21 protein-coding genes are annotated in these 22,449 nt (G+C 60.8%); 12 read left to right on the top strand and 9 right to left on the bottom strand.

What is annotated here, in order from left to right; all coding sequences use genetic code 11:
- Positions 1-10 precede the first annotated feature (10 nt).
- The 8 genes from RTCIAT899_RS25670 (at position 11) to RTCIAT899_RS25635 (ending at position 8,226) form a co-directional block, all read left to right on the top strand.
- Positions 11-1,303, top strand: coding sequence for an amidohydrolase family protein (locus RTCIAT899_RS25670; protein WP_015342740.1), 1,293 nt, complete (start codon positions 11-13; stop codon positions 1,301-1,303).
- 180 nt (positions 1,304-1,483) lie between these two features.
- Positions 1,484-2,368, top strand: a complete 885-nt coding sequence (locus tag RTCIAT899_RS25665) for a dihydrodipicolinate synthase family protein (RefSeq protein WP_015342739.1) — start codon at positions 1,484-1,486, stop codon at positions 2,366-2,368.
- A gap of 21 nt (positions 2,369-2,389) precedes the next feature.
- On the top strand, positions 2,390-3,049 hold the full coding sequence (locus tag RTCIAT899_RS25660) for a GntR family transcriptional regulator (RefSeq protein WP_015342738.1): 660 nt from the start codon (positions 2,390-2,392) through the stop codon (positions 3,047-3,049).
- 60 nt (positions 3,050-3,109) lie between these two features.
- On the top strand, positions 3,110-4,441 hold the full coding sequence (locus RTCIAT899_RS25655; protein WP_015342737.1) for an ABC transporter substrate-binding protein: 1,332 nt from the start codon (positions 3,110-3,112) through the stop codon (positions 4,439-4,441).
- On the top strand, positions 4,441-5,376 hold the full coding sequence (locus RTCIAT899_RS25650) for a carbohydrate ABC transporter permease (protein ID WP_041678173.1): 936 nt from the start codon (positions 4,441-4,443) through the stop codon (positions 5,374-5,376). Before RTCIAT899_RS25655 ends, RTCIAT899_RS25650 begins: the two co-directional genes overlap by 1 nt.
- A 1-nt stretch (position 5,377) precedes the next feature.
- The gene (locus RTCIAT899_RS25645; RefSeq protein ID WP_015342735.1) at positions 5,378-6,193 is read left to right on the top strand and encodes a carbohydrate ABC transporter permease; all 816 of its coding nucleotides are present in this window, start codon (positions 5,378-5,380) and stop codon (positions 6,191-6,193) included.
- A 33-nt stretch (positions 6,194-6,226) separates the two neighbouring features.
- Positions 6,227-7,285 (top strand): ABC transporter ATP-binding protein, encoded by a 1,059-nt coding sequence (locus RTCIAT899_RS25640; RefSeq protein ID WP_015342734.1) that lies wholly within the window; start codon positions 6,227-6,229, stop codon positions 7,283-7,285.
- Complete coding sequence (locus tag RTCIAT899_RS25635) at positions 7,282-8,226, top strand: sugar kinase (RefSeq protein WP_015342733.1); 945 nt, start codon at positions 7,282-7,284, stop codon at positions 8,224-8,226. Before RTCIAT899_RS25640 ends, RTCIAT899_RS25635 begins: the two co-directional genes overlap by 4 nt.
- Positions 8,227-8,323: 97 nt before the next feature.
- Here the strand turns inward: RTCIAT899_RS25635 and RTCIAT899_RS25630 are convergent, their stop codons facing one another.
- On the bottom strand, positions 8,324-9,736 hold the full coding sequence (locus tag RTCIAT899_RS25630) for a helix-turn-helix domain-containing protein (RefSeq protein ID WP_015342732.1): 1,413 nt from the start codon (positions 9,734-9,736) through the stop codon (positions 8,324-8,326).
- Positions 9,737-9,942: 206 nt separating this feature from the next.
- On the opposite strand from RTCIAT899_RS25630, the gene aceA reads away from it, so the two are divergent.
- Together aceA and RTCIAT899_RS25620 are read left to right on the top strand one after the other, a co-directional pair.
- Positions 9,943-11,232, top strand: coding sequence for an isocitrate lyase (aceA, locus tag RTCIAT899_RS25625; RefSeq protein WP_015342731.1), 1,290 nt, complete (start codon positions 9,943-9,945; stop codon positions 11,230-11,232).
- A 26-nt stretch (positions 11,233-11,258) separates the two neighbouring features.
- Positions 11,259-11,504, top strand: coding sequence for an SMc00767 family acetate metabolism repressor (locus RTCIAT899_RS25620; RefSeq protein ID WP_015342730.1), 246 nt, complete (start codon positions 11,259-11,261; stop codon positions 11,502-11,504).
- A 70-nt stretch (positions 11,505-11,574) separates the two neighbouring features.
- On the opposite strand, the gene RTCIAT899_RS25615 is transcribed toward RTCIAT899_RS25620, so the two are convergent.
- Positions 11,575-12,537 (bottom strand): asparaginase, encoded by a 963-nt coding sequence (locus tag RTCIAT899_RS25615; protein WP_015342729.1) that lies wholly within the window; start codon positions 12,535-12,537, stop codon positions 11,575-11,577.
- On the bottom strand, positions 12,534-13,985 hold the full coding sequence (locus tag RTCIAT899_RS25610) for an amino acid permease (RefSeq protein WP_041678172.1): 1,452 nt from the start codon (positions 13,983-13,985) through the stop codon (positions 12,534-12,536). Before RTCIAT899_RS25610 ends, RTCIAT899_RS25615 begins: the two co-directional genes overlap by 4 nt.
- A 273-nt stretch (positions 13,986-14,258) precedes the next feature.
- Here RTCIAT899_RS25610 and aspA point away from each other — a divergent pair, with 273 nt between their 5' ends.
- Positions 14,259-15,686, top strand: coding sequence for an aspartate ammonia-lyase (gene aspA, locus RTCIAT899_RS25605; protein ID WP_015342727.1), 1,428 nt, complete (start codon positions 14,259-14,261; stop codon positions 15,684-15,686).
- Here aspA and RTCIAT899_RS25600 read toward each other — a convergent pair.
- A complete protein-coding gene (locus RTCIAT899_RS25600; RefSeq protein ID WP_041678171.1) occupies positions 15,670-16,371 on the bottom strand; it encodes a FadR/GntR family transcriptional regulator in 702 nt (233 codons plus the stop codon). The two genes, aspA and RTCIAT899_RS25600, sit on opposite strands and share 17 nt — an antisense overlap.
- Before the next feature lie 190 nt (positions 16,372-16,561).
- Here RTCIAT899_RS25600 and RTCIAT899_RS25595 point away from each other — a divergent pair, with 190 nt between their 5' ends.
- Positions 16,562-17,743, top strand: coding sequence for an MFS transporter (locus RTCIAT899_RS25595; protein WP_184462029.1), 1,182 nt, complete (start codon positions 16,562-16,564; stop codon positions 17,741-17,743).
- Between the two features lie 48 nt (positions 17,744-17,791).
- Here RTCIAT899_RS25595 and RTCIAT899_RS25590 read toward each other — a convergent pair whose 3' ends face one another.
- From RTCIAT899_RS25590 to RTCIAT899_RS25570, 5 genes are all read right to left on the bottom strand, one after another.
- Positions 17,792-19,012 (bottom strand): DUF1501 domain-containing protein, encoded by a 1,221-nt coding sequence (locus RTCIAT899_RS25590; RefSeq protein ID WP_015342724.1) that lies wholly within the window; start codon positions 19,010-19,012, stop codon positions 17,792-17,794.
- A gap of 2 nt (positions 19,013-19,014) precedes the next feature.
- Entirely contained in the window at positions 19,015-20,547 is a 1,533-nt protein-coding gene (locus RTCIAT899_RS25585) for a DUF1800 domain-containing protein (RefSeq protein ID WP_015342723.1), read from the bottom strand.
- A gap of 75 nt (positions 20,548-20,622) precedes the next feature.
- On the bottom strand, positions 20,623-21,075 hold the full coding sequence (locus RTCIAT899_RS25580) for a periplasmic heavy metal sensor (RefSeq protein WP_015342722.1): 453 nt from the start codon (positions 21,073-21,075) through the stop codon (positions 20,623-20,625).
- Positions 21,072-21,524 (bottom strand): hypothetical protein, encoded by a 453-nt coding sequence (locus RTCIAT899_RS25575; RefSeq protein ID WP_015342721.1) that lies wholly within the window; start codon positions 21,522-21,524, stop codon positions 21,072-21,074. Before RTCIAT899_RS25575 ends, RTCIAT899_RS25580 begins: the two co-directional genes overlap by 4 nt.
- Positions 21,517-22,089, bottom strand: a complete 573-nt coding sequence (locus tag RTCIAT899_RS25570; protein WP_041678170.1) for an RNA polymerase sigma factor — start codon at positions 22,087-22,089, stop codon at positions 21,517-21,519. The genes RTCIAT899_RS25575 and RTCIAT899_RS25570 overlap by 8 nt, the downstream gene beginning before the upstream one ends.
- Between the last annotated feature and the right edge of the window lie 360 nt (positions 22,090-22,449).

Raw genomic sequence — 22,449 nt, 5'->3', positions numbered from 1 at the left:
GGAGCTTTCCATGTTCGACCTGATCATTCGCAATGCCAATCTGCCTGATGGCCGCAAGGGCATCGACATTGCGGTCAAGAACGGAAAGATCGCGGCAATCGAGGCCGCGATCGCGGCAGAGGCAAAGGAAGAAATCGATGCGACCAACCGGCTGGTGAGCCCGCCCTTTGTCGATCCGCACTTCCATATGGATGCGACGCTTTCGCTTGGCCTGCCGCGCATGAATATATCAGGGACACTTCTGGAGGGCATCGCACTTTGGGGAGAATTGCGCCCCATCGTAACGAAGGAGGAGCTTGTCGATCGCGCACTGCGTTACTGCGATCTCGCCGTCACGCAAGGACTGCTGTTCATCCGCAGCCACGTCGACACTTCCGATCCGAAGCTGGTGACGGCCGAGGCGCTTCTGGAGGTAAAGGACAGGGTCAAGTCCTATATCGACCTGCAGCTCGTCGCCTTCCCACAGGATGGATACTACCGCGCCAAGGACGGTGTGGCCTCCCTCTCACGCGCACTCGATATGGGCGTCGATATCGTCGGCGGCATTCCGCATTTCGAGCGGACGATGGATGAGGGCGGAGCCTCGGTCGAGGCGCTCTGCAGGATCGCCGCCGACCGCGGTCTTCCCGTCGATATGCATTGCGACGAAACCGACGACCCGATGTCGCGTCACATCGAGACGCTGGCGGCAGAAACCATCCGCTTCGGGCTGCAGGGCCGCGTTGCGGGCTCGCACCTGACCTCGATGCATTCGATGGACAATTACTATGTCTCCAAGCTTATCCCATTGATGGCAGAGGCGAAGATCAACGTCATCCCCAACCCGCTCATCAACATCATGCTGCAAGGCCGGCATGACACCTATCCCAAACGGCGCGGCATGACGCGCGTGCGCGAACTGATGGATGCCGGGCTCAACGTTTCCTTCGGCCATGATTGCGTGATGGACCCCTGGTATTCGATGGGCTCGGGCGACATGCTCGAGGTCGGCCATATGGCCATCCACGTCGCACAGATGGCCGGCATCGAAGACAAGAAGAAGATCTTCGACGCACTCACCGTCAACTCTGCCAAAACGCTCGGCCTTGAAGGTTACGGCCTGGAAAAGGGCTGCAATGCCGATTTCGTCGTGCTGCAGGCCGTCGACACGCTGGAAGCGCTGCGGCTGAAGCCCAACCGCCTCGCCGTCGTCAAGCGCGGCGAGGTCATCGCCCGCTCCGCGCCGCGCATCGGCGAACTTTTCCTCGATGGCAGGCCTTCAAAGATCGATGGCGGGCTCGATTACGTGCCTGTGCGGAAATAGCCCTGGCTGTTTACAGTCGGAACCATTGCGAACAAGCAGGTGGTAGTCATAACGCCCATCGCATCGGCAAATGACGCCCCCACATCCATGACATCAGTTCTGCATGACTGAATAAAACTGCACTTTACAACTAACATGTCAGTATGATACGCACTGATCCCATAAGATCGGGAGGATCGGATGAGTGAGAATTTTGGCCTGTCGGCCGCCCTGGCAACACCCTTCGATGTGGATGGCGAGATTACGATCCCAGGAGTGATCGAGCAGGCGAAGCATTGCCTTGCGAATGGCTGCAAGAGCGTCACCCTTTTCGGCACCACGGGCGAAGGCGCGTCGATCGGCATGCAGGAGCGCAAACAGGTTCTGGCCGCTATGCTCGCCGCCGGCATCACGCCCCAGCAGATCGTCATGGGCGTACTGGTCGATGCCGCCGAGGATGCTGCGGCACAGGCTGGGCAGGCGCTGGCGCAGGGTGTCCGCAACATTCTCCTCGCTCCACCCTCCTACTTCAAGAATGTCAGCGACGACGGCCTCTTCAAATGGTTTTCGGCCGTTTTCACCATGCTCGGCACCCATGCTCGCGACGTGATCGTCTACAATATCCCGTCGGTGACGATGGTGCCGCTCTCCATTTCCCTCGTTGGTCGACTGCGCGCCGCATTTCCGGATGTCGTTGTCGGCGTCAAGGACTCCTCCGGCGATTGGCCCTATACCGAGGAGTTGCTGAAGACGCATGGCGATCTCATCATTCTGATCGGCGACGAGCGGCATCTGGCCCGCGGCGTTCGGCTCGGCGGACAGGGAGCAATCTCCGGCATGGCAAATCTCCTTCCTCGCGAAGTTCAGGCCATGGCGGAAAAGGGCATCGACGACGCCAATGTGGAGCGCTTCGTCGGGCAACTGCTGAACTATCCGGTCATCCCCTCGATCAAGGCCATTCTCGCCCGTTTGACTGAGAACGAAAGTTGGCTTGCCGTACGTCCGCCGCTCGTGGCATTGAACAGCCAAGATTCCGACACGCTCTTTGCTGCTTTCGGCGCACAGTTTCGCGCCAAGGCAGCCTGACCGATCAGCCCGGAGCTCCCGATGGACGGATCAGGCGAACAGACGACGTTGAGAGAGAAAGCCTATGAGAGCTTCACGCGCCATCTTTTGGCGCGCGACGTTCGACCTGGGCAATTCATCTCGCAGCGGCGGCTCGTCGAGCTGACGGGACTGACGCTCGGCGCGATCCGCGAATTGATCCCGCGTCTGGAAGCCGAAGGGCTGATCAAGACGGTGCCGCAGCGCGGATTGCAGATCGCCCATATCGATCTGGACCTGATCCGCGAGGCCTTCCAACTACGCCTCTTTCTGGAAAAAGAAGCCGTCGCGCTCTTTACCCATTCAGCATCGGACGAGGCGATTGCCAAGCTTTTGAAGGACCATCGCGATATCGCAGATGCCATTCGGGCCGGCGACAGCTCGCAGGAGCTCGAACTTCACGCGCAGTCGGTGGACTGGGGCATGCACGATGCCTTCATCGACGCACTCGGCAACACCATCATCTCGAATGCCTATCGGGTCAATTCGATCAAGATGCGGCTGATCAGCCAGGACAGGTTCCGCATCAACGGCCATGTCGGGCCGGTCATGGAAGAGCATTTGAAAGTGCTTGAAGCAATCGAGCGACGATCGGCCGATGAGGCCGTTGCCGCTCTCGTATCGCACATTGGCGGAGCACGGGATCGCGCGCTGAAGATGTGAAGAGGTTCGAATAACAAGGCCGCGAATGAGGAGATTTTCGGCCACAGGAGGAGGAACGCAATGTCATCGTCATTTTTCAATCCGACACGTCGCGGCTTCATGGCCGGCACGGCCGCGCTAGGCGCAACGAGCCTTCTGGGCGTACGCACCGCCTCAGCCGCGGTAGACTGGAAGCGCTTTGCCGGCACGACGCTCGAGGTCAATCTGGTCAAGAGCCCGCGCAGCGAGACGATCCTCAAATACTTAAGCGAGTTCGAAGCCCTGACCGGCATCAAGGTCAATGCCGAGGCGACGCCGGAACAACAGCAGCGCCAGAAGACCACGATCGAGCTCAGCTCCGGCAAGCCAAGCTTCGACGTCGTCCATCTGAGTTACCACGTCCAGAAGCGCCAGTTCGAAAAAGGTGGCTGGCTCGCCGATATCAGCGGCTTCATGAAGGACCCCTCGCTCACCGATCCCTCTCTGACGGAAAGCGATTTCGCCGAGGCCGGGCTGAAATTCGCCAAGGATTCCGCAGGCGTCATGCGCTCCCTGCCCTTCTCGGTGGACTACTGGATCGTCTACTGGAACAAGGCCCTGTTTGAGAAGAAGGGCCTCGCCTATCCCGAAACCTTCGAAGATATGGCAAAAGCCGCCGAAGTGCTGACGGACAAATCGGCCAACACCTACGGCTTCGTCGCCCGCGGCCTGAAGAATGCCAACGCGCCGGTCTGGACGACCTTCATGCTCGGCTACGGTACGACGCCGCTTTCGGCTGACGGCAAGCTGCAGACGCAATCGCAGGGGGCCGTCGACGCCGCCAAGCTCTATCAGCGCCTGATGACGAAATCGGCACCTCCCGGCGTTTCCGGCTTCAACTGGGCGGAAGCGCAATCGGCGTTCCTGCAGGGCAAGATCGGCATGTGGGTCGATGGCGTCGGGTTTGCGCCGCCGATCGAAAACCCGGAAAAATCCCGCGTCGTCGGCCAGGTCGGCTACGGCGTCATGCCGAAAGGACCGAATGCGCAGGCAGCGGCGACGACCGGCGACGGCCTCGGCGTGACGGCGGCCAGCCAGAAAAAGGAAGCCGCCTATCTCTTCTGCCAATGGGCGATCTCGCACGACATGGGTGCGCGCCTCCTGCAGGCCGGCGCCGGTGTTCCCTTCCGCCAATCCATCCTGGAGGATCAGAAGGTGCGCGAGGGTGTGAAGATGCCGGGTGCCTGGCTCGATGCCGTCGCCGGCTCCGCCAAGGTCTCTCAGCTCGCCTTGCCCGTCATCATCCCGGTCACCGAGTTCCGCGACATCTATGGTGTCGCGCTGACGAACATGATCGGCGGCGCAGATCCGGCAGCCGAACTAAAGACGGCAACCGCCCAGTTCGAGCCGGTTCTGGCACGAAGCGAGGGATAATGGCTTCCGTGAGCATCGAAGATACTGCCGCGAAGGCAACCAAAGGAAGGAGCAAGCCGAAACGGCTTGCTCCGAACTACTGGCCCTTCGTCATTCCCGCCCTGATCGTGATTGCCGCCGTCATCGTCTTTCCGTGGGTCTTCACCCTGTGGATGAGCGTGAACAAGTGGACGCTCGGTCAATCGCAGAGTTTCGTCGGCTGGGACAATTATGTCCGGCTGGCGACCGACATGCGCTTTTGGGAATCCCTTTGGCACACGGTTCTCTATACCGTGCTGTCTGTTGTCGGCCCGTTGATCTTCGGAACGCTGGCGGCACTGATCTTCGATACGAACTTTCCGCTGCGCGGATTCCTGCGTGGCATCTTCGTCATGCCGATGATGGCAACTCCCGTCGCGGTGGCGCTCGTCTGGACGATGATGTTCCACCCGCAGCTCGGCGTCCTCAACTACCTGCTGTCGCTTGTGGGCATCGGACCGCAGGAGTGGATCTACAATCAGGCGAGTGTCATCCCCTCCCTCGTGCTGGTCGAGGTGTGGCAATGGACGCCGCTGGTCATGCTGATCGTGCTCGGTGGTCTCGCCTCCGTGCCGCGCGAACCCTATGAGAGCGCCGAAATCGATGGCGCCAATGCCTGGCAGAAGTTCCGCTACCTGACGCTGCCGATGATCTCGCCTTTCCTGATGATCGCCGTCATCATCCGTGGCATCGATGCGATCAAGAGCTTCGACATCATCTATGCGATGACGCAAGGCGGCCCGGGAACGGCATCCGAGACCATCAACATCTATCTCTACAACACCGCCTTTTCCTACTACGACATCGGCTATGGCTCGGCCATGGCAGTGGTGTTCTTCATCATCATCGTCGCGCTTTCCTTCATCCTCCTGATGATGCGGCAGCGAACGAAATGGACCGACGCGGAGGGACATTGAGATGAAGCGCTCGACACTCAACCGCATTGGCCTGTTCTTCGTGGCCCTGATCATCGTCTCGCCCGTTATTCTATTCTTCCTCTGGATGATCTCGCTGTCGCTGAAATACGAGATCGATAACGGCGCCTACCCGCCGATCCTCATTCCGGATCGCATAGCCTGGGCGAACTACCTCAATGTCTTCCAGGAAAACAATTTCTTCCTCTATTTCTGGAACTCCATTCTCGTGACCGGGGCAGCGACCCTGCTCGCCCTCGTTATCGGTGTGCCGGCAGGCTATGGCATCGCGCGGTTGAAGGCAGAGAAGTCGGCCATCGTCATCATGATCGCTCGCATGACGCCGGGCCTTTCCTTCCTCATCCCGCTATTTCTGCTGTTCCAATGGCTCAATCTGCTCGGAACGCTCTGGCCGCAGATCATCATCCATCTCGTCGTCACCGTGCCGATCGTCGTCTGGATCATGATCGGTTATTTCGAGACGACGCCGATGGAACTCGAGGAGGCGGCGAGCATTGACGGAGCAACGCCATGGCAGGTCTTCCGCCTTGTCGCTCTACCGATCGCCCGGCCCGGCATCGTCGTCGCCTTCATTCTCTCGGTGATCTTCTCGTGGAACAATTTCGTCTTCGGCATCGTGCTTGCCAGCCGCGAGACCCGCACGCTGCCAGTGGCCGTCTATAACATGCTCTCCTTCGAGCAGGTCAGCTGGGGACCACTTGCAGCGGCTGCCTTGATCGTAACGCTGCCGGTGCTCGTGCTGACGATGTTCGCACAGCGGCAGATCATCGCCGGTCTGACGGCCGGCGCCGTCAAGTGACGCAGCCTTTATCTTTTGGATAGGATCACATTCATGGCACCCGTCAATATACAGAGCATCCAGAAGCGCTACGGCCAGGTGAAGGTCATTCACGATATCAGCGTCGATATCGCCGATGGCGAATTCGTCGTCCTTGTCGGCCCTTCGGGCTGCGGCAAGTCCACGCTGCTGCGCATGATCGCCGGGCTCGAAGAGGTGAGCGACGGCGAAATTCACATCGGCCGGCGCGAGGTCAGCCATCTGCCGGCGCGCGACCGCGATATCGCGATGGTCTTCCAGAACTACGCGCTCTATCCGCATATGACGGTCGCTGAAAACATGGGCTTTGCGCTGAAACTGAAAAAGGCAAACGCTTCGGAAATCGCGGCTAAGGTACAGAAGGCGGCGGCCATCCTCGGCCTGGAAAATCTGCTGGATCGCCTGCCTCGTCAGCTTTCCGGCGGCCAGCGCCAGCGCGTCGCCATGGGCCGCGCACTGGTTCGCGATCCGCAGGTCTTCCTGTTCGACGAACCGCTTTCCAATCTCGACGCAAAGCTGCGCGTCCAAATGCGCGGCGAGATCAAATCCATGCATCAGCGCATCGGCACGACGACGATCTACGTGACGCATGACCAGGTCGAGGCGATGACTATGGCCGACAAGATCGTGGTGCTGCATGGCGGCTTTATCGAACAGGTCGGCGCGCCCCTCGATCTCTATGACCGACCGGCCAATCTCTTCGTCGCCGGCTTCATCGGCTCACCGTCGATGAACTTCATCGACGGCAGGATAGAGGAAGGGGTCTTCCGCAGCGACAAAGGCCTCATCCTGCCCCTGCCGGAAGGCTTTCCGATCGCAGACCACGGTGGACGTCCGCTTGTCTACGGTATCCGGCCCGAACATATCCGCGCAGCGGCAAGCGGCCTGCCGGCCCGGGTCGGCATTGTCGAAGGCACGGGATCTGAGATCTACGCCAAGCTCGATTGCGGCGGCGAAGAAATCTCCTGCCTGTTCCGCGAGCGGCTGAACATCCGCTTCGGCGACAAGATCGAAATCGCCCTCGATCCGGCCAGCATCCATCTTTTCGATAAGGCGAGCGGAAAGCGCCTTTGACCGCTCCATCCGTCTTCGATCCGCCCTTCGGCACGCCCAGGCATATTCTTTGCGTCGGCGCTGCCGTTCTGGATACGCTCTTCCGCGTCAGCACCCTTCCCCAAGGTCAGGGAAAGGTTTTGCCTTATGACATGCTGCAGATCGCGGAAGGCATGGCCTCCAGCGCTGCCTATGCCATCGTCCAGCTCGGTGGCGAGGCGAGCCTATGGGGCGCCGTTGGCGACGACGATACCGGCGAGCGCATTATCCGCGATCTGGATGCCACCGGCATCCATGTCGAAGGCATGCTGCGTGTGGATGGCGCCCGTTCCGCTATCTCGACCATCCTGGTGGATGACGACGGCGAAAGGCTGATCGTTCCCTTCTACGATCCGAAACTGCATCATACGGTGAAGGAATTCACGGCCGAGGATATGGCCGCATTCGATGCCGTCTTGGTCGACGTGCGCTGGCCGGCGCTGGCGCTGCGGGTTCTCAAAGCTGCCAGAGCGATGGGCAAGCCCGCCATTCTCGACGGCGACGTGGCTCCTGACGGCATCATCGAGCAACTGGCGCCGGAAGCGACCCATATTGTCTTCTCCGAACCGGCCGCGCAGAGCCTGACCGGAACAAGCGAAGTGTCCGCGATGACGCAGCTTCTGAAACAGCGCTTCGATCATGCTTTCATCTGCGTGACGGCAGGGGCGGCCGGCAGCTACTGGTTCGACGAGCAAAACAACGCCGTCGCGCATTGCCCGACCATTTCCGTCAAGGCTGTAGATACGCTCGCCGCCGGCGACATCTTCCACGGCGCCTTCGCTCTCGCAACGGCAGAAGGTATGCCGCCGGCAGACGCAATCCGCTTTTCCTCTATCGCCGCCGCCATCAAGTGCGAATCCTTTGGGGGACGATCCGAGGCACCGACGCGGGCCGAGGTGATCCGCCGATCCCATTCGCGTTGAAAGCCCGGACGCGAGCGCAGCATTCTCGATAAGGCCACGTCTTCCACTCGTCACGGCGAGGTTCCGGTCTTCTTTTCAACAATGGCAATCAACGCAGCTACTGAAAATCGAACACGCTGAGACCGGCCGCCATTTCATCGAGGCCAAGCGGGCGCGTGACCGGAGGATCGGCTCTCGCCAGACAGCCCTGGCGTTCGCATAGGCGACAGGCAGGGCCGATCATGTTCTGATTGGCACCCAGCGCCTTGCCATAGACCACCTCGTCACGATGGGCGATATCGCAGCCGATCAGGAGCGCGGTGCGGCGCACCCTTTCGCCGAAATCGGCCCGCGGCCCCTCGATCGTTCTTGATATGGTCAGAAAGCCGGCCCCGTCAGGCATCTGGGCAGCGTCCACCAATATCTGTCCGGGCTGAGCGAAAGCGGCATGGATATTGAGCTTCGGGCAGGCGCCGCCGAAACGGGCCTGCGGAAAGCCTTGGGAGCCCGCCTTGCGCAGGCGATGGTCCGCATTGTCGACCTCCATCAGGAAAAACGGAATACCGGATGCGCCTGGTCGCTGCAGGCTGCTCAGCCGCGTTGCGGCTTGCTCATAAGAGATGCCGAAGCGAGCGCCGAGGGCTTCGATATCATAATGCAGTCGCTGCGCTGCCGAAAGATAGGCACCATAGGGCATCAGAAGCGCATGGGACGCGTAGCGCGCCAGCTCGAAGCGGGCGATGCGGTTGGCTTCTGGTGTCGAAAGCGTGAGGGAGCTCAGCTCGGCGGCGATCTCCTCGCGCAGAGCCAAAAGAGAGACTTCTGTCGCAATCTCACGGATCTGATCGAAGGGCGACAGACGCTCCGACAGGAAAAGCCGCATGGAATGCCGGTCATAGCGCCGACGCAAGCCAGGCATGGCGTGCACCGGCAACACGCGTACCGCGATGCCATGCTCAGCCCTCAGCCATGCCTTCAATGCGCCCGCCAGGTCGTCCCCGGGCGACAGGCGTTCATGGAAGGTCTCCGCAGCATCTTCGATGCGGGCAAAGAAATTCGGGCGCGACTGCAGGCGATCGTGAACCTCGTCGAGCGGCAGGCGCGGTCCGGCGACCTCGGCAACCCTCCCCTCGCGGCCTAGAAGCTCGGCGAGATCGGACAGTCTTGCGGCCTGCTCGCGATAGGCACGATAAAGCCGGATCATGCCGTTTGCCGCATTCGGCGCGGCTTCGGCGAGCTCGATCAGCTCCTGATCGCCTGGGATCTCGCCTGCCAGTAATGGATCGGCAAAGATTTCACGCAATTGCCCTGCGCTGCCGCCCTGCTCGCCCTGCAATTCGTCGAGATCAACCTTGTAGACCGCCGACAGCTTCAACAACAGCTGCACGGTCAGTGGCCGCTGATTGCGCTCGATGAGGTTGAGATAGGACGGCGAGATATCAAGCGCCTGCGCCATCGTCGTCTGCGTCAGACCGAGGCCCATGCGGATGCGCCGAACCTTCGGGCCGGCAAAGATCTTGCGCTCAACCATATGTCATGCCTTTTACAATTCTACAGCCGGCAATATTTTACAAGATTTACAATTTTACCGAAGACTAATGTCAACAATAACACATCATAACCCTTTTATCTAACGACATTTTCTAGTTTTCCTCGCTCTTGCAGCATCGATATTGTAAAAATAGTCATGCAATCAAGATCGATCGGAGGATCGAGAGGAAGTATCGGGAGAATCGCATGACAGATTTTTACAAACTGGTTCCCAGCGCGCCTGCCGGGCGTTTCGACGGTATCGAGCGCCCTTATCAGGCCGCGGATGTGGAGCGGTTGCGCGGCTCGGTTACCATCCGGCATTCATTGGCCGAGATGGGCGCGAACCGGCTCTGGCAGCTCATTCACGAGGAGGATTTCGTCAATGCGCTTGGTGCGCTTTCGGGCAATCAGGCCATGCAGATGGTTCGCGCCGGTCTGAAGGCGATCTATCTCTCGGGGTGGCAGGTTGCCGCCGACGCCAATACGGCCTCGGCCATGTACCCCGACCAATCGCTCTATCCTGCCAACGCAGGCCCGGAGCTGGCGAAGCGCATCAATCGCACGCTGCAACGCGCCGACCAGATCGAGACTGCCGAAGGCAAAGGGCTTTCCGTCGACACATGGTTTGCCCCGATTGTCGCTGATGCCGAAGCAGGCTTTGGCGGCCCCCTCAACGCTTTCGAGATCATGAAGGCCTATATCGAGGCGGGTGCCGCAGGCGTCCATTTTGAGGATCAGTTGGCATCGGAGAAGAAATGCGGTCACCTTGGCGGCAAGGTCCTCATTCCGACGGCGGCTCATATCCGCAATCTCAACGCGGCGCGGCTTGCTGCCGACGTCATGGGCGTGCCGACCCTCGTGGTTGCGCGTACCGACGCCGAGGCCGCCAAACTTCTAACCTCGGACATCGATGAGCGCGATCAGCCCTTCGTCGACTACGACGCGGGCCGCACGGTTGAAGGCTTCTATCAGGTCAGGAACGGCATCGAACCCAGCATCGCCCGTGCTGTCGCCTATGCGCCGCATTGCGACCTCATCTGGTGCGAGACCTCGAAGCCGGATCTGGAGCAGGCGCGTAAATTTGCCGAAGGCGTGCATCGGGTCCATCCCGGCAAGCTGCTGGCTTACAATTGCTCGCCGTCCTTCAACTGGAAGAAGAACCTGGATGACGCGACGATCGCCAAGTTCCAGCGCGAGCTGGGTGCGATGGGCTACAAGTTCCAGTTCATCACGCTTGCCGGCTTCCACCAACTGAATTTCGGCATGTTCGAGCTCGCCCGCGGCTACAAGGCTCGCCAGATGGCCGCTTACTCCGAGCTGCAGGAAGCCGAATTTGTGGCCGAGGCCAATGGCTACACCGCCACCAAGCACCAGCGCGAAGTGGGCACCGGCTATTTCGATGCGGTCTCGCTGGCGATCACCGGCGGCCAGTCATCGACAACGGCCATGCACGGATCGACCGAGCATGCCCAATTCAAGCCGGCAGCAGAGTGATATCATGATCTTAGGAGGAGAATGACATGGCATCGATAGCACGCGTTCGCGAGAGAGCCGAGGAGCAATCTCTCACCATGAATGCCGATCAGCAGGCGGTCATCCGCATGCTGGCCAATGAGCTGCATCGCCTCAACCAGACCGTCATGAATGCGGTCGAGGCCGGCGTTTCCGTCGAGCTCGTCCGCTCGGCCCGTCACCATGGCGGCAACGGCAACTGGGGCGATCTCCTGATCCCCGTCGTCGTCGCCAAGGCAACGCAAACGGCATAACGAAGACAGTATTCAGCGAATATTCGGGCCGCGCCGTCAATCGACGGCCGGCCCGTTTTCGTGGCTGCAATCAGGGCGTCGCGTCGCTGACGAAGTCCGCAAACATGTGCTCGATCGCCTCCGCGCTAGCACCGGACGCAACGAGGGCTGCCAGCAAAATTCTCGCCTGCCCCGGGCGTAGCGTCGAGGAATGGATTGCGCCGGCCGCGGCAAGGTCATGCCCGCCCCCGCCGCCGCCATAGCTGGAAACGAGCAATCCATCCGGCACGCGGCTGGAAACCACGACGGGTACGCCGACATCGGCACACCGCCTGACGGCTTCGACCAGACGCGGATTGGCATTGCCGGAACCGAGGGCAGCCAGAACGATGCCATGGGCGTCGGCCCTGAGGCTCGCATCCACATGCACCGAGTCACAGCCGGGGTAGATTGCGACGACATCAATCCGCACGCTATCAAGTGCCGCCGCAAGACGCGGGCTTGGCGGATTTTCGAGCGGCCGCGATTGCCGGAAAGCGTCGGCAACATCGGAAGAGTGCTTATAAAGTCCCCAGGCCGGCAGCAGACGGCCGCCGAAACAGACGAGCACGCCGCGGCCCGCATTGGCAGGATCGATGGCAGCGGCAACGGCGGCGGCGAGATTGGAAGGGCCATCGGCCTTGGGGTGATCGGCGGTGAATTGCGCACCGGTAAACACGACCGGCTTATTCAGGCCGTGCTGCAGATGGACGAGAAGCGCCGTCTCTTCCATAGCGTCTGTACCATGCAGAACGACGATGCCGTTGATGGCGTCATCAGCAAACAATTCGCCCACCTTGTCGCTGATCTCCTGCATGTCCGCGGGCGTCAGGCTCGCCGAATCCTTCGCCATCAATTCGATAGGCCTGAGATCGACAGGCATGTCGGGAAGAAGCGCCAGCAGGCTTTCTCCCGTTAATGACGGGATGCTGGCGCCGCTATCGGTGCGCTCGCTTGCAATGGTGCCGCCGGTGGCAATGACTGCCACCAGCGGATTGGCTTGCCCTGCCGTCACGACTGGCCCCGCTCTGCCGCCAGCCGATAGATGCGGTCACGCAACAGATACCAGCCGATGACCAGAGCCGGCGCGATCAGGATGAGGGACGCGATCGTCCAGGTTCCGACGGGATAGTCGAGCGCCATCAGCACCAGTACCGCAAAGAGGAAGACGAGTGTCAGGATACCGGTGTAGGGTGCGCCGAACATGCGGAAATCCGGGCGGGCCATCTCGCCGCGCTGCGACAATTTCCAGAGCTTCAGCTGGCACAATACGATCACGCCCCAGGCGGAGATGATACCGAGCGCCGAGAGATTGAGCGCAATCTCGAAAGCGGCCGACGGCACGACGGCGTTCAACGCCACGCCGATGACGGTAACGGCAGCCGTGACCGCGATGCCGCCATAAGGCACGCCTGCCTTGTTCATCTTGGCCAGCGCTGCGGGCGCGGAGCCTGAAACCGCCATGGAATGCAAGATACGACCTGTCGAATAAAGGCCGGCATTGAGCGAGGACAGAACGGCCGTCAGCACGACGAGGTTCATGATGATATCGGCACCTTGGATACCGATCGTCCCGAAGAAGGTGACGAACGGGCTTTCACCCGCCTTATAGGCCGTGTAGGGCAGAAGCAGCGACAGAAGCAGGACCGAGCCGACATAGAAGACCAACAGACGAGCGACTACCGTGCGGATCGCACCCGGCATCACCTTGCGCGGATCTTCGGTTTCGCCGGCGGTCGTGCCGATCAGTTCGATCGATGCATAGGCAAAGACTACGCCTTGTATGATGACGAAGGCCGGCAAGATGCCATTGGGGAAGAAACCGCCGCTATCGCTGATGATGCTGAAACCAGCGGAATGACCGGCAATCGGCGCGCCTGACACGACGAAATAGATGCCAATGACGAGGAAGCTGACCAGTGCCAGAACCTTGATCAGGCTGAACCAGAATTCCAGCTCGCCGAAGACCTTCACCGACAGAAGGTTCATGGCCAGCACCACCATCAGCGCGATCAGCGCGAAGACCCACTGGTCGATACCGGCCAGCCAGGGCACGTAGTGCTTGAAGAAATTCATGTAGAGGGCGACGGCCGTCACATCGGCAACCGATGTCATGGCCCAGTTCAGCCAGTACATCCAGCCGACAGCAAAGGCCATCTTCTCACCGTAGAACTCGCGGGCGTAAGAAACGAAGGAGCCGGAGCTCGGGCGGTGCATGATCAGTTCGCCAAGCGCGCGCAACACGAGAAAGGCAAAGAAACCGCAGAGCGCATAGACGAAGATGAGAGCCGGACCTGCCGCGGCAAGACGTCCGCCCGCGCCAAGGAAAAGACCGGTTCCGATCGCGCCGCCAATGGCGATCATCTGAATCTGCCGCGGCTTCAAGGCCTTGTGATAGCCAAGGTCCTCGTTGACCGGCGGCCGGCGATCCGCCGGAATATTCTGAATAGGTTCGACTGACATTGCTCCTCCCTCGAGCCGTTTGTCCATGAGCGGATCCGGGGTGCTGATGTTGCACCCGAGGGGATGCCGCTGCCTTAATCTGGCCGTCGATCGAGCTTAACGATCGCCGGTCATGCTGTAATGCTGTATGACAGATTTCCTCTTAGACACAGAAATAACGGCGGGTCAAGCCAAACGACACTTATTGACGCGGCAGGAGCTAAGGGATAACAGATTTCTAAATCTGTCATACAGCTTGACAGATTTAGCTTGATTTCCATGTAGGAGGATAATGTGGTCAAGACGCGAAGCGAGTATGACCTGCTGGGCGAGAAGGATATTCCGGCCGAGGTTTATTGGGGGGTGCACACGGCAAGAGCCGTGGAGAATTTCCAGGTGACGGGGACACCGATCGGCCGCTATGCGCATCTCATCCGAGGCTTGGCCTTCGTCAAGGAAGCAGCGGCTCTCGCCAATCACGAGTTGGGACTGCTGAGCGAAGACAAGCTCGATGCAATCGTGCGCGCTTGCCGCGAAATCCGCGCTGGCGAGCTTCACGACCAGTTCGTCGTCGACGTGATTCAAGGCGGCGCCGGCACGTCCACCAATATGAATGCCAATGAGGTCATCGCCAACCGCGCGCTCGAACTGCTCGGCCATGCCAAAGGTGACTATGCTCACCTTCACCCGAACGATCACGTCAATCTCAGCCAATCCACCAACGACGCCTATCCGACGGCCGTCAATGTGGCGCTCATCGAAGCGATCGACAATCTCGCGGCGGCAATGGAAACGCTGCAGGAGGCCTTCGAACGCAAGGCCAAGGAATTCGACAGCATTCTAAAGATCGGCCGCACGCAGCTGCAGGACGCCGTGCCGATGACGCTTGGTCAGGAATTCAGGACCTTTGCCGTCATGCTCGGGGAAGATCGATCCCGCCTGATCGAATCGACCGCCCTTCTGCATGAGGTCAATCTCGGCGCTACTGCCATCGGCACCGGCCTTAATGCGCCCGTCGGCTATGCCGCCCTTGCCTGCACCCATCTTGCCCGACTGACGGGCCGCCCGCTGGTCACCGCAAGCGACCTCATCGAAGCAACGCAGGACCCGGGCGCCTTCGTCCATCTTTCCGGCGTCCTCAAGCGCGTCGCGGTCAAGCTGTCGAAGACCTGCAATGACCTGCGCCTGCTCTCTTCCGGCCCTCGCGCCGGCATCGGTGAGATTACACTGCCGGCCATGCAGGCCGGTTCGAGCATCATGCCCGGCAAGGTCAATCCGGTGATCCCGGAAATGGTCAACCAGGTGGCGTTCTCCGTCATCGGCAACGACATCACCGTGACGATGGCGGCGGAAGCGGGACAGCTGCAGCTCAATGCCTTCGAGCCGATCATCGTGCGTTCGCTGTCGGAAAGCATCATGCATCTGACCGCGGCCTGCCATATTCTTGCCGAACGCTGCGTCGACGGCATCACGGCCAATCCGGCTCTGATGGCGCAGCGCCTGCAGGAATCGATCGGCCTTGCGACGGCACTCAATCCGCTGATCGGCTACCAGGCAGCGACCAAAGTTGCGCGCGAGGCGCTGGCAACCGGACGCACAGTGCCGGAAATCGTGCTGGACCATGGATATTTGACGGCAGAGGAGCTCTTCGAGGCATTGCGGCCGGAGCGCCTCGCCAACTTGCCCGCTGTTCTCAACGATGCGGCTAATCCTGACCGATGATCGTGGTCACCACGCGCTTGACCTGACCGAGATGGGCCTCCATCGCCGCGATGGCCTCCTCCTCCGATGCCGCCGCAATCGCCTCGACGATGCGGCGGTGCTCGACATTCGAGGCCACGCGGCGCTGCGCCATCATATTGACGAGCTCCGATTGGCGCATCAGTGCATCGCGGGCGTCGGAAACGATCTTGGCAAAGACGGCATTTCCAGAGGATTCGGCAATCATCGAATGGAATTCCGAGTCCAGAGTTACCCACTTCAAGGGGTCTTCTTCCCGGTCCATCTCATCGCAAAGCTCGAGCAGGCGCGTCAATTGCTGCTCCGTGCGCCGCAGCGCCGCCCAGCCGGCGGCAGGAACTTCGATGAAGGGACGCGCCTCGATCAAGTCGCGCGCGGAATAGCCGCCATAACGCAGCTCCGGACCCGGCGTTGCGGTGACGACATAGGTGCCGCTGCCGGTACGTGTCTGGGTTAGGCCGAGCGTTTGAAGCGAACGGAGCGCCTCGCGGATGATCGGGCGGCTGACACCATAACGCGTCGCAAGCTGCGACTCGGCGGGCAGCCTTGTCCCAACCGCCAACCGTCCCGATGTTATCGCCGAACGAATATCATCAAACACTGCTTCGGCAGCGTTTTTCCGACTGATCGGACTTGTATAAGATAACCAATCAGCCACCTCACTCATGACAGTCAAACTTTACAAACATTCCGCGCTTGTCAAGGATCGGCTCACGAAATGGCGCTTGCTCGCCGGGCCTCAACGCAATTCGAAAAGCCGACTTTATGTTGATAACGCCATCGGCAACAACTTGCACTTGATACCGCCTTCGCCGGCGATATAAAGAAATCCCTATTCCTTTATGTGGAACGTCATCGTGCCCTTACCCCTCTTTGCTTTGTTTCTGGCCGCCTTTGCTTTCGGCACGACCGAGTTCGTCATCGCGGGCATTCTTCCGGACGTGGCGCAGGGTCTTGATGTCTCGATCCCCTTTGCCGGCTATCTGGTTTCCGGTTACGCGCTGGGAATCGCACTCGGCGGGCCGCTCCTGACCATGGCGACACGACAGGTTTCGCGCCGGACCATTCTGATCGCTCTGACGATCGCCTTTTGCCTGGGCCAGATCGCCTGTGCGCTTGCGCCCGATTTCGCCGCCATGCTCCTCTTCCGCGTCGCGACCGCAATTGCCCACGGCGCCTATTTCGGGATTGCGATGGTTGTCGCGGTCGGCCTCGTCCCGCCAGCATTTCGAGGACGTGCGGTTTCCGTGATCCTTGCAGGACTGACGGTCTCCAATATTGTCGGCGTTCCTCTTGGCGCGGCCATCGGTGGACTTTGGGGATGGCGGACGACGTTTTGGGCAATGACCTTGGTTGGTGTGGTCGCATTGGCCGCGATATGGGTCTTGATCCCGCAGACGAAGGCAGAAACTCAGCAATCCGGCCACTTGAGTGGAGAAGTGCGCGTTCTCGGCCGCCAGCAGGTCTGGACATCTCTCATCATGATGCTCGCATTGATGATCGGCCAGATGGTGCCGTTCACCTACATAACGCCGCTTCTGCGTGAAGTGACCGGCCTGGATGCCATGCTTATTCCCTGGGTCCTCCTGCTCAATGGCGTCGGAGCGACATTGGGGGTTGTGATCGGCGGCAGGCTTTCGGACTGGAAGCTGATGCCCTCGCTTATCGCGATGCTCGCCATTCAATCCGCAATACTCGTCGTTCTCTACCTGGTTAGCCCCTACCCCTTGGCGATGAGTGTGGCGATCTTCGTTTGGGGCGCGCTCAATTTTGCCATCGGTACCCCTATCCAGGCCCGCATCCTGATGTGGACCGCCGATGCGCCGGGCCTTGCTTCCTCACTCATTCCGTCAGGCTTCAATATCGGGATTGCGATCGCAGCAAGCGTCGGTGCTGCACTGCTCGAGAGCGGATATGGCTATCGCAGTCTGCCGGTGCTGGGCGCGATCACGCTTGCCTTGGCCTGCGTGGTTGCCATCCTCTCGGCTACGAGCGAAAGGCGCAGCGGCGCCGTTCCTCCCAATGCCGCTCTCACGTAATTTCTATTGGCAGGCCGCAGCCCTTAACACCGGCCGCCGGCACACAAGTCAGGCGATGAGCCCTTTCATCGGCAGGACATGATCGGAGCCCGGGAAGACATCGCGCGCCAATAAGGTCGGCGATGCGCCAAGCAGATCGACCGCGATACCCTTGACGACAGCGCGCAGATCCGTCGTGGCGGCAAGATCGCGGCCATCGCGCAATTGCGCCTGCTTGAGACCGGGCCAATCGGCAATCACCCGGCCGCCCTTGATCGCGCCGCCGGCGAGGAAGGCAGCCGTTCCGGTGCCGTGGTCGGTGCCCTGGGTGCCATTGACCTGCGCCGTTCGCCCGAATTCGGTTGCAACAAGAATAGCGGTATCTTTCCAGGCCGGACCAAGCTCCTGCTGGAAGGCGGCGAAGGAATTGTCCAGCCCAACGAGCAGCTTGTTCAGCCGATCGACCTCTCCGGCATGGGTATCCCATCCTTCGAAGGCCAGTGCCGCGACGCGAGGGCCATCGTCTTGGGCCAACAGGCGCGCGGCCCCTCTCGCCATCTGTTCCATGCCCGTGGGATCGCCGGGACCTCCCTTCGCCTTGACATCGAGGCCGGCGGCGATCTTGCCGGTCGAAATGCCCTCAGTGAGGATTTTCGCAAAGAGCGGATCGGTGTGATCGTAGAGATCCATCAGCCGCGGCGGTAGATCATCGCTCACCGGCTGGAGGGTCGATGGCGACCAGCCGAGTACCGGCGCCTTCCCGCGAATGACAAGCGGCGCATTCGCGCCGACCGAGAGGCCTCGGATCTCCGAAGCTCCCGGTGAAACCTTATCGCCCTTCGGCAGTCCCTCCAGCATCCGGTTCAGCCATCCGGATTCGACACGGCCGGGCATTTCGTAACCGGACTCCAGCACGTCCTGACCGTCGAAATGGGACCGATCGCGATAGGGCGTCGCACTGGCATGCACGACGGCTGCCTGCCCTGCGCGATAGAGCCTGTTGAAATTCGGCATCGACGGATGCAGCGCAAAGAAGCTGTCGAGCGGCAACGCCGCCTCGGGGCCACTCGTCGTCATGGCGATCGCCTGCCGCAGCGCCTGATAATCGGGATCGCCAACGGGCGGGACGGCGGTCAGACCATCGAGCGCGCCGCGCAGGATAATGGGGATGAAACGCGGGTCGCGTCCACCGGCGGCATGGGCGAAGCGCGGGATGAAGGCCCAGGCAAACAAGGCGCCGGAAGCGCCAAGCACGGCACGACGGGTGGGGGTCATGAGTTCGCAGGTCATGGTCAGCGCCTTTGAAATTCGGGGGAAAGATAAGCGATCGTCAGGCCCTGCTTGCGGGTTTCCGCACGCGATACCGCCTGCAGCGTTTCATTCGAAAGAAGCGGCCCCAGGCTGTCGGATACGAAACTGCGGGGATCGATCTGGGGTGGCACCGCATTCGCGATCATATTGGCGACGTCCATCCGCATGCTCAGCCCCTCGCTGGAGGCCCAGACATCGGCGGTGTCGGCAAAGCCGTTAGGGCCGGCTGGTGCCCAGAAAGGCTGGCCCATGGCAGTCAAGGCGCCGAGAATGACATTCGGCTTCGGCGTCTCGCCGCTGGCCCGCAAAAGTGCGGTCATGAATTCAAGCGGAGAGCGAACCTTCGACAGTGTCGGGTTCCATGCATCCTCGGAGCCGACGAGCGCCCGATAGACGGCCGAAAGATCGCCATCCGTCTTGCTGAAGGTTGCAGCGACGGTCTGTACGAGCCCTGGCGGCGGTGTGTCGGCGACGAAATGGCGGACGAGCTTGGTGGCGATATGCTGTGCCGTCGCCGGGTGACGGGCGAGATCGCGCAGCGCCTCGCGCCCCTGCCCCACGCCATTATCGGCATAGGTCAGACCGAGCAGCGTCTGATCGCCAGGCTCGTGCGCGCCGGCATTGAAGACGAAGGTGCCGGGCGTCCCGAGCTTGCCTTCGTTGCGTGCCACCGTCCAGCCGGTGATGATCCTGGCAAGCGTCGTCACATCCGTCTGCGTGTAGCCGCCATTGACACCGAGTGTGTGGAGTTCCAGCGTCTCGCGGGCAAGATTCTCGTTCAAGCCGCGCTTCTTGTTGGCATTGGCTTTCGAGTTCGGCCCGATCGATTGCTGGTTATCGAGATAGGCAAGCATGGCCGGATGGGTCTCGACGGCAAATAGCATATCGGCGAAACGGCCGAAGACGTGCGGCCGGATCGCTTCGCGCTCGAAGGCACCGGCAACGATATGCACCTCCTCGCTCTTCGACACGGCGACTGCGAAATGGTTTGCCCAGAACATGGCAAGCCGCTCGCCAAAGCCGATCAATGGCTGCCTGATGGTGCCGTTGAAGCGGGCATCCACTTCCGCCAGCAAAATCTGCTGCGGCAGGTAGGGCATTGCGGGTTTTTCCAGCTTCTCGACTGCCTTGCCGATGGCAGCCGCCATAGCTTGGTTGTTCGGCTGAGCCGCCATGGCCTGACTGCTCGGCGACGTGGCGCCCGAAGGCTGCACAGTCGGCTTCTGCGGCGGCGGCCCCTGCATCTGTTTGTCCTGCGGTGCGGCGGCGACCGCCACTGCCGCCTGCTGCCTGGCCTGCTTGCGTTCTTCCTGGAACGCATAGAGGGAAACGAGAAGATCGGCTGTGGATTGCAGCTGCGGCCCGACTGGAACCGGGACGTAACGCTCGGTGATTTCTTCCAGCAATGCACCGCGCGGATCGAATGCGATCGAAGCGGTGCCGTTGTGGTCCGCCCCTAACCCGAAACGGGAAAGTGCGAGCGCGGCGTAAACATCATTGGACTGCTGGGCCATGGCGTTGCCAACTCCTGCTTCAGACATGCTCCTTTAACGCAGGCTTGGTTCCGATCCGTCGCTTGGCAAGTGTGATCATTTTGTGGCAGCGGCAGCCTTGGGCATGCTGCGGCGGACCAGGCTTTCCGATAGCGCCCGACGCTCGTCGTAGGAAAGCGTTGCCGCAAAATCGACGGCACGTTGTTCGACCTTCGCCCTAAGGGCCATATCGGCATCGCGCGCCCTAGCGAACGCCGCCGAAAGCGCCGCCGTATCGAGCATGGGTTGACCGAGGATTGAGGCTGCATCGATCTTTGCCTGCTGCGCCTCGAGAACGGTCTGACGCTCGCCCTTGCGTGCCTCGTTGAGGGCGGCGCGCAAAGCTTTCTTCTGGGTCGATGGCAATTGCTCGCCGGCGAGCGGCATCATTTCAGTACGCGCCTGCGTCTTGCGGATCCATGTCAGGCCGCCACCGGCCAACGCTCCAATCAGGAACGTATTCAGCACCAGCAGAGAGATAACTACTATTCGAAAGCTTCGGTCCGTCATTGGCTGTCCTGCTGCGCTATGCCTGCATCCGGTCCGATATCGCCGAACATGGTCGCGGTTCCATCCGGGACGATCGAGGTATCGGATGTCAGGCTCGGAACCAAGACGGCGATTGCAATGCTGCCGGCAAGCGCGCCGGCGATGCCGATCCCCACAAGGCCGATCCCGGCCGAACCGAAGCGGAACCAGTTTCGTATCGTCAGGCGCCGCACGAGCTTTGCGAGGATTCGCTCTTCCAGGCCGGTGTGACGGGGTCTTACGACGTAGGTGTCGAGCAGCGCATCCAGATCGGCGGCGCGCACAAGTGTTTGCGCGGCGGCGGTACCCTTGGCAAAATCCCGCGCGGCCGCGCGCTCGGCCTGCGGCCATCGGCCGATATCACCGCCATAGGCCGCAGTCAGTGCTTCAAACCGCTCGGCATTCATCGGACCCGCGATATTTTCAACCATCGCCCTCATCCTTCAACAAAAGCACCTGCAAGGAGCGCCTTCCGCGCGCAAGCAGGCTTTCCAGTGCATCGACACTGACATCCATGACCTCAGCCGCCTCGACATTCGACAGCGCCTGATAATAAACCAGAATGATCGCCTCGCGCTGCCGGGGCGCAATCATCTGCAAGGCCCGTTCGACGCGTCTCGACGGATCGTCCTCGCTCATCAAGTCCGCATCCGGCGCCGGCCCTTCATATTCAATGTCGGGCGGATGTTCGGCAGGAACGTCCTTGCGGCGGCGCAGGCGATCATAGCAAAGGTTGATCGCCACACGATGCACCCAGGTGCTGAAGCGCGCGTTGCGCTGGCGCCAGCCGCCGGCATTTCGCCAGATGCGCAAAAACGTCTCCTGCGCCACATCTTCAGCCTCGGCCGCATCGCCAAGCATGCGGGTCGCGACCGCGACGATGCGCGGCAATTGCCGCGCGACCATCATACGCATTGCCGAAACATCGCCTGCAGCGATTCGGCCAAGCAGATCCTCATCCTGGTCGCCACTCCTGGGCGCGCGATCCCACTTCATCGACAATCGCCACCGCTCCAGTTCACTGCGATAACTGCATGGCACCTCAGCCTCAGCCTTACAGCCGGCAAACAGTGCCACTTGGATCGCAGCATCTCGGTCAGCGTATCATCCTTCGACATCAAACGCGGGTTCACGAGAATTGAACGCGGCGCTTATGCAAATCCGTCGCTCTCATGCCAGGAATTTTCGAATTCTCTTTCCACGCCGAAAGACGATTTGCGCGCGAGCTATTGTCAGCTTGCAAGAAGACAGACGAAAGCTCAAGCTAGGTCCGAGCCGCAGCGGATCACTTGTCGACCGGTCCCGCCAGTTCGACCAAGCCATGGCGGTCAGACCCGCCGCATGAAGGCGGAATCA

Origin of the sequence: Rhizobium tropici CIAT 899 (genome assembly GCF_000330885.1) — a bacterium.
GTDB lineage: Bacteria > Pseudomonadota > Alphaproteobacteria > Rhizobiales > Rhizobiaceae > Rhizobium > Rhizobium tropici.
The sequence above is the reverse complement of the archived record's forward strand: the minus strand, read 5'-3'. Positions and strand labels throughout refer to the sequence as shown.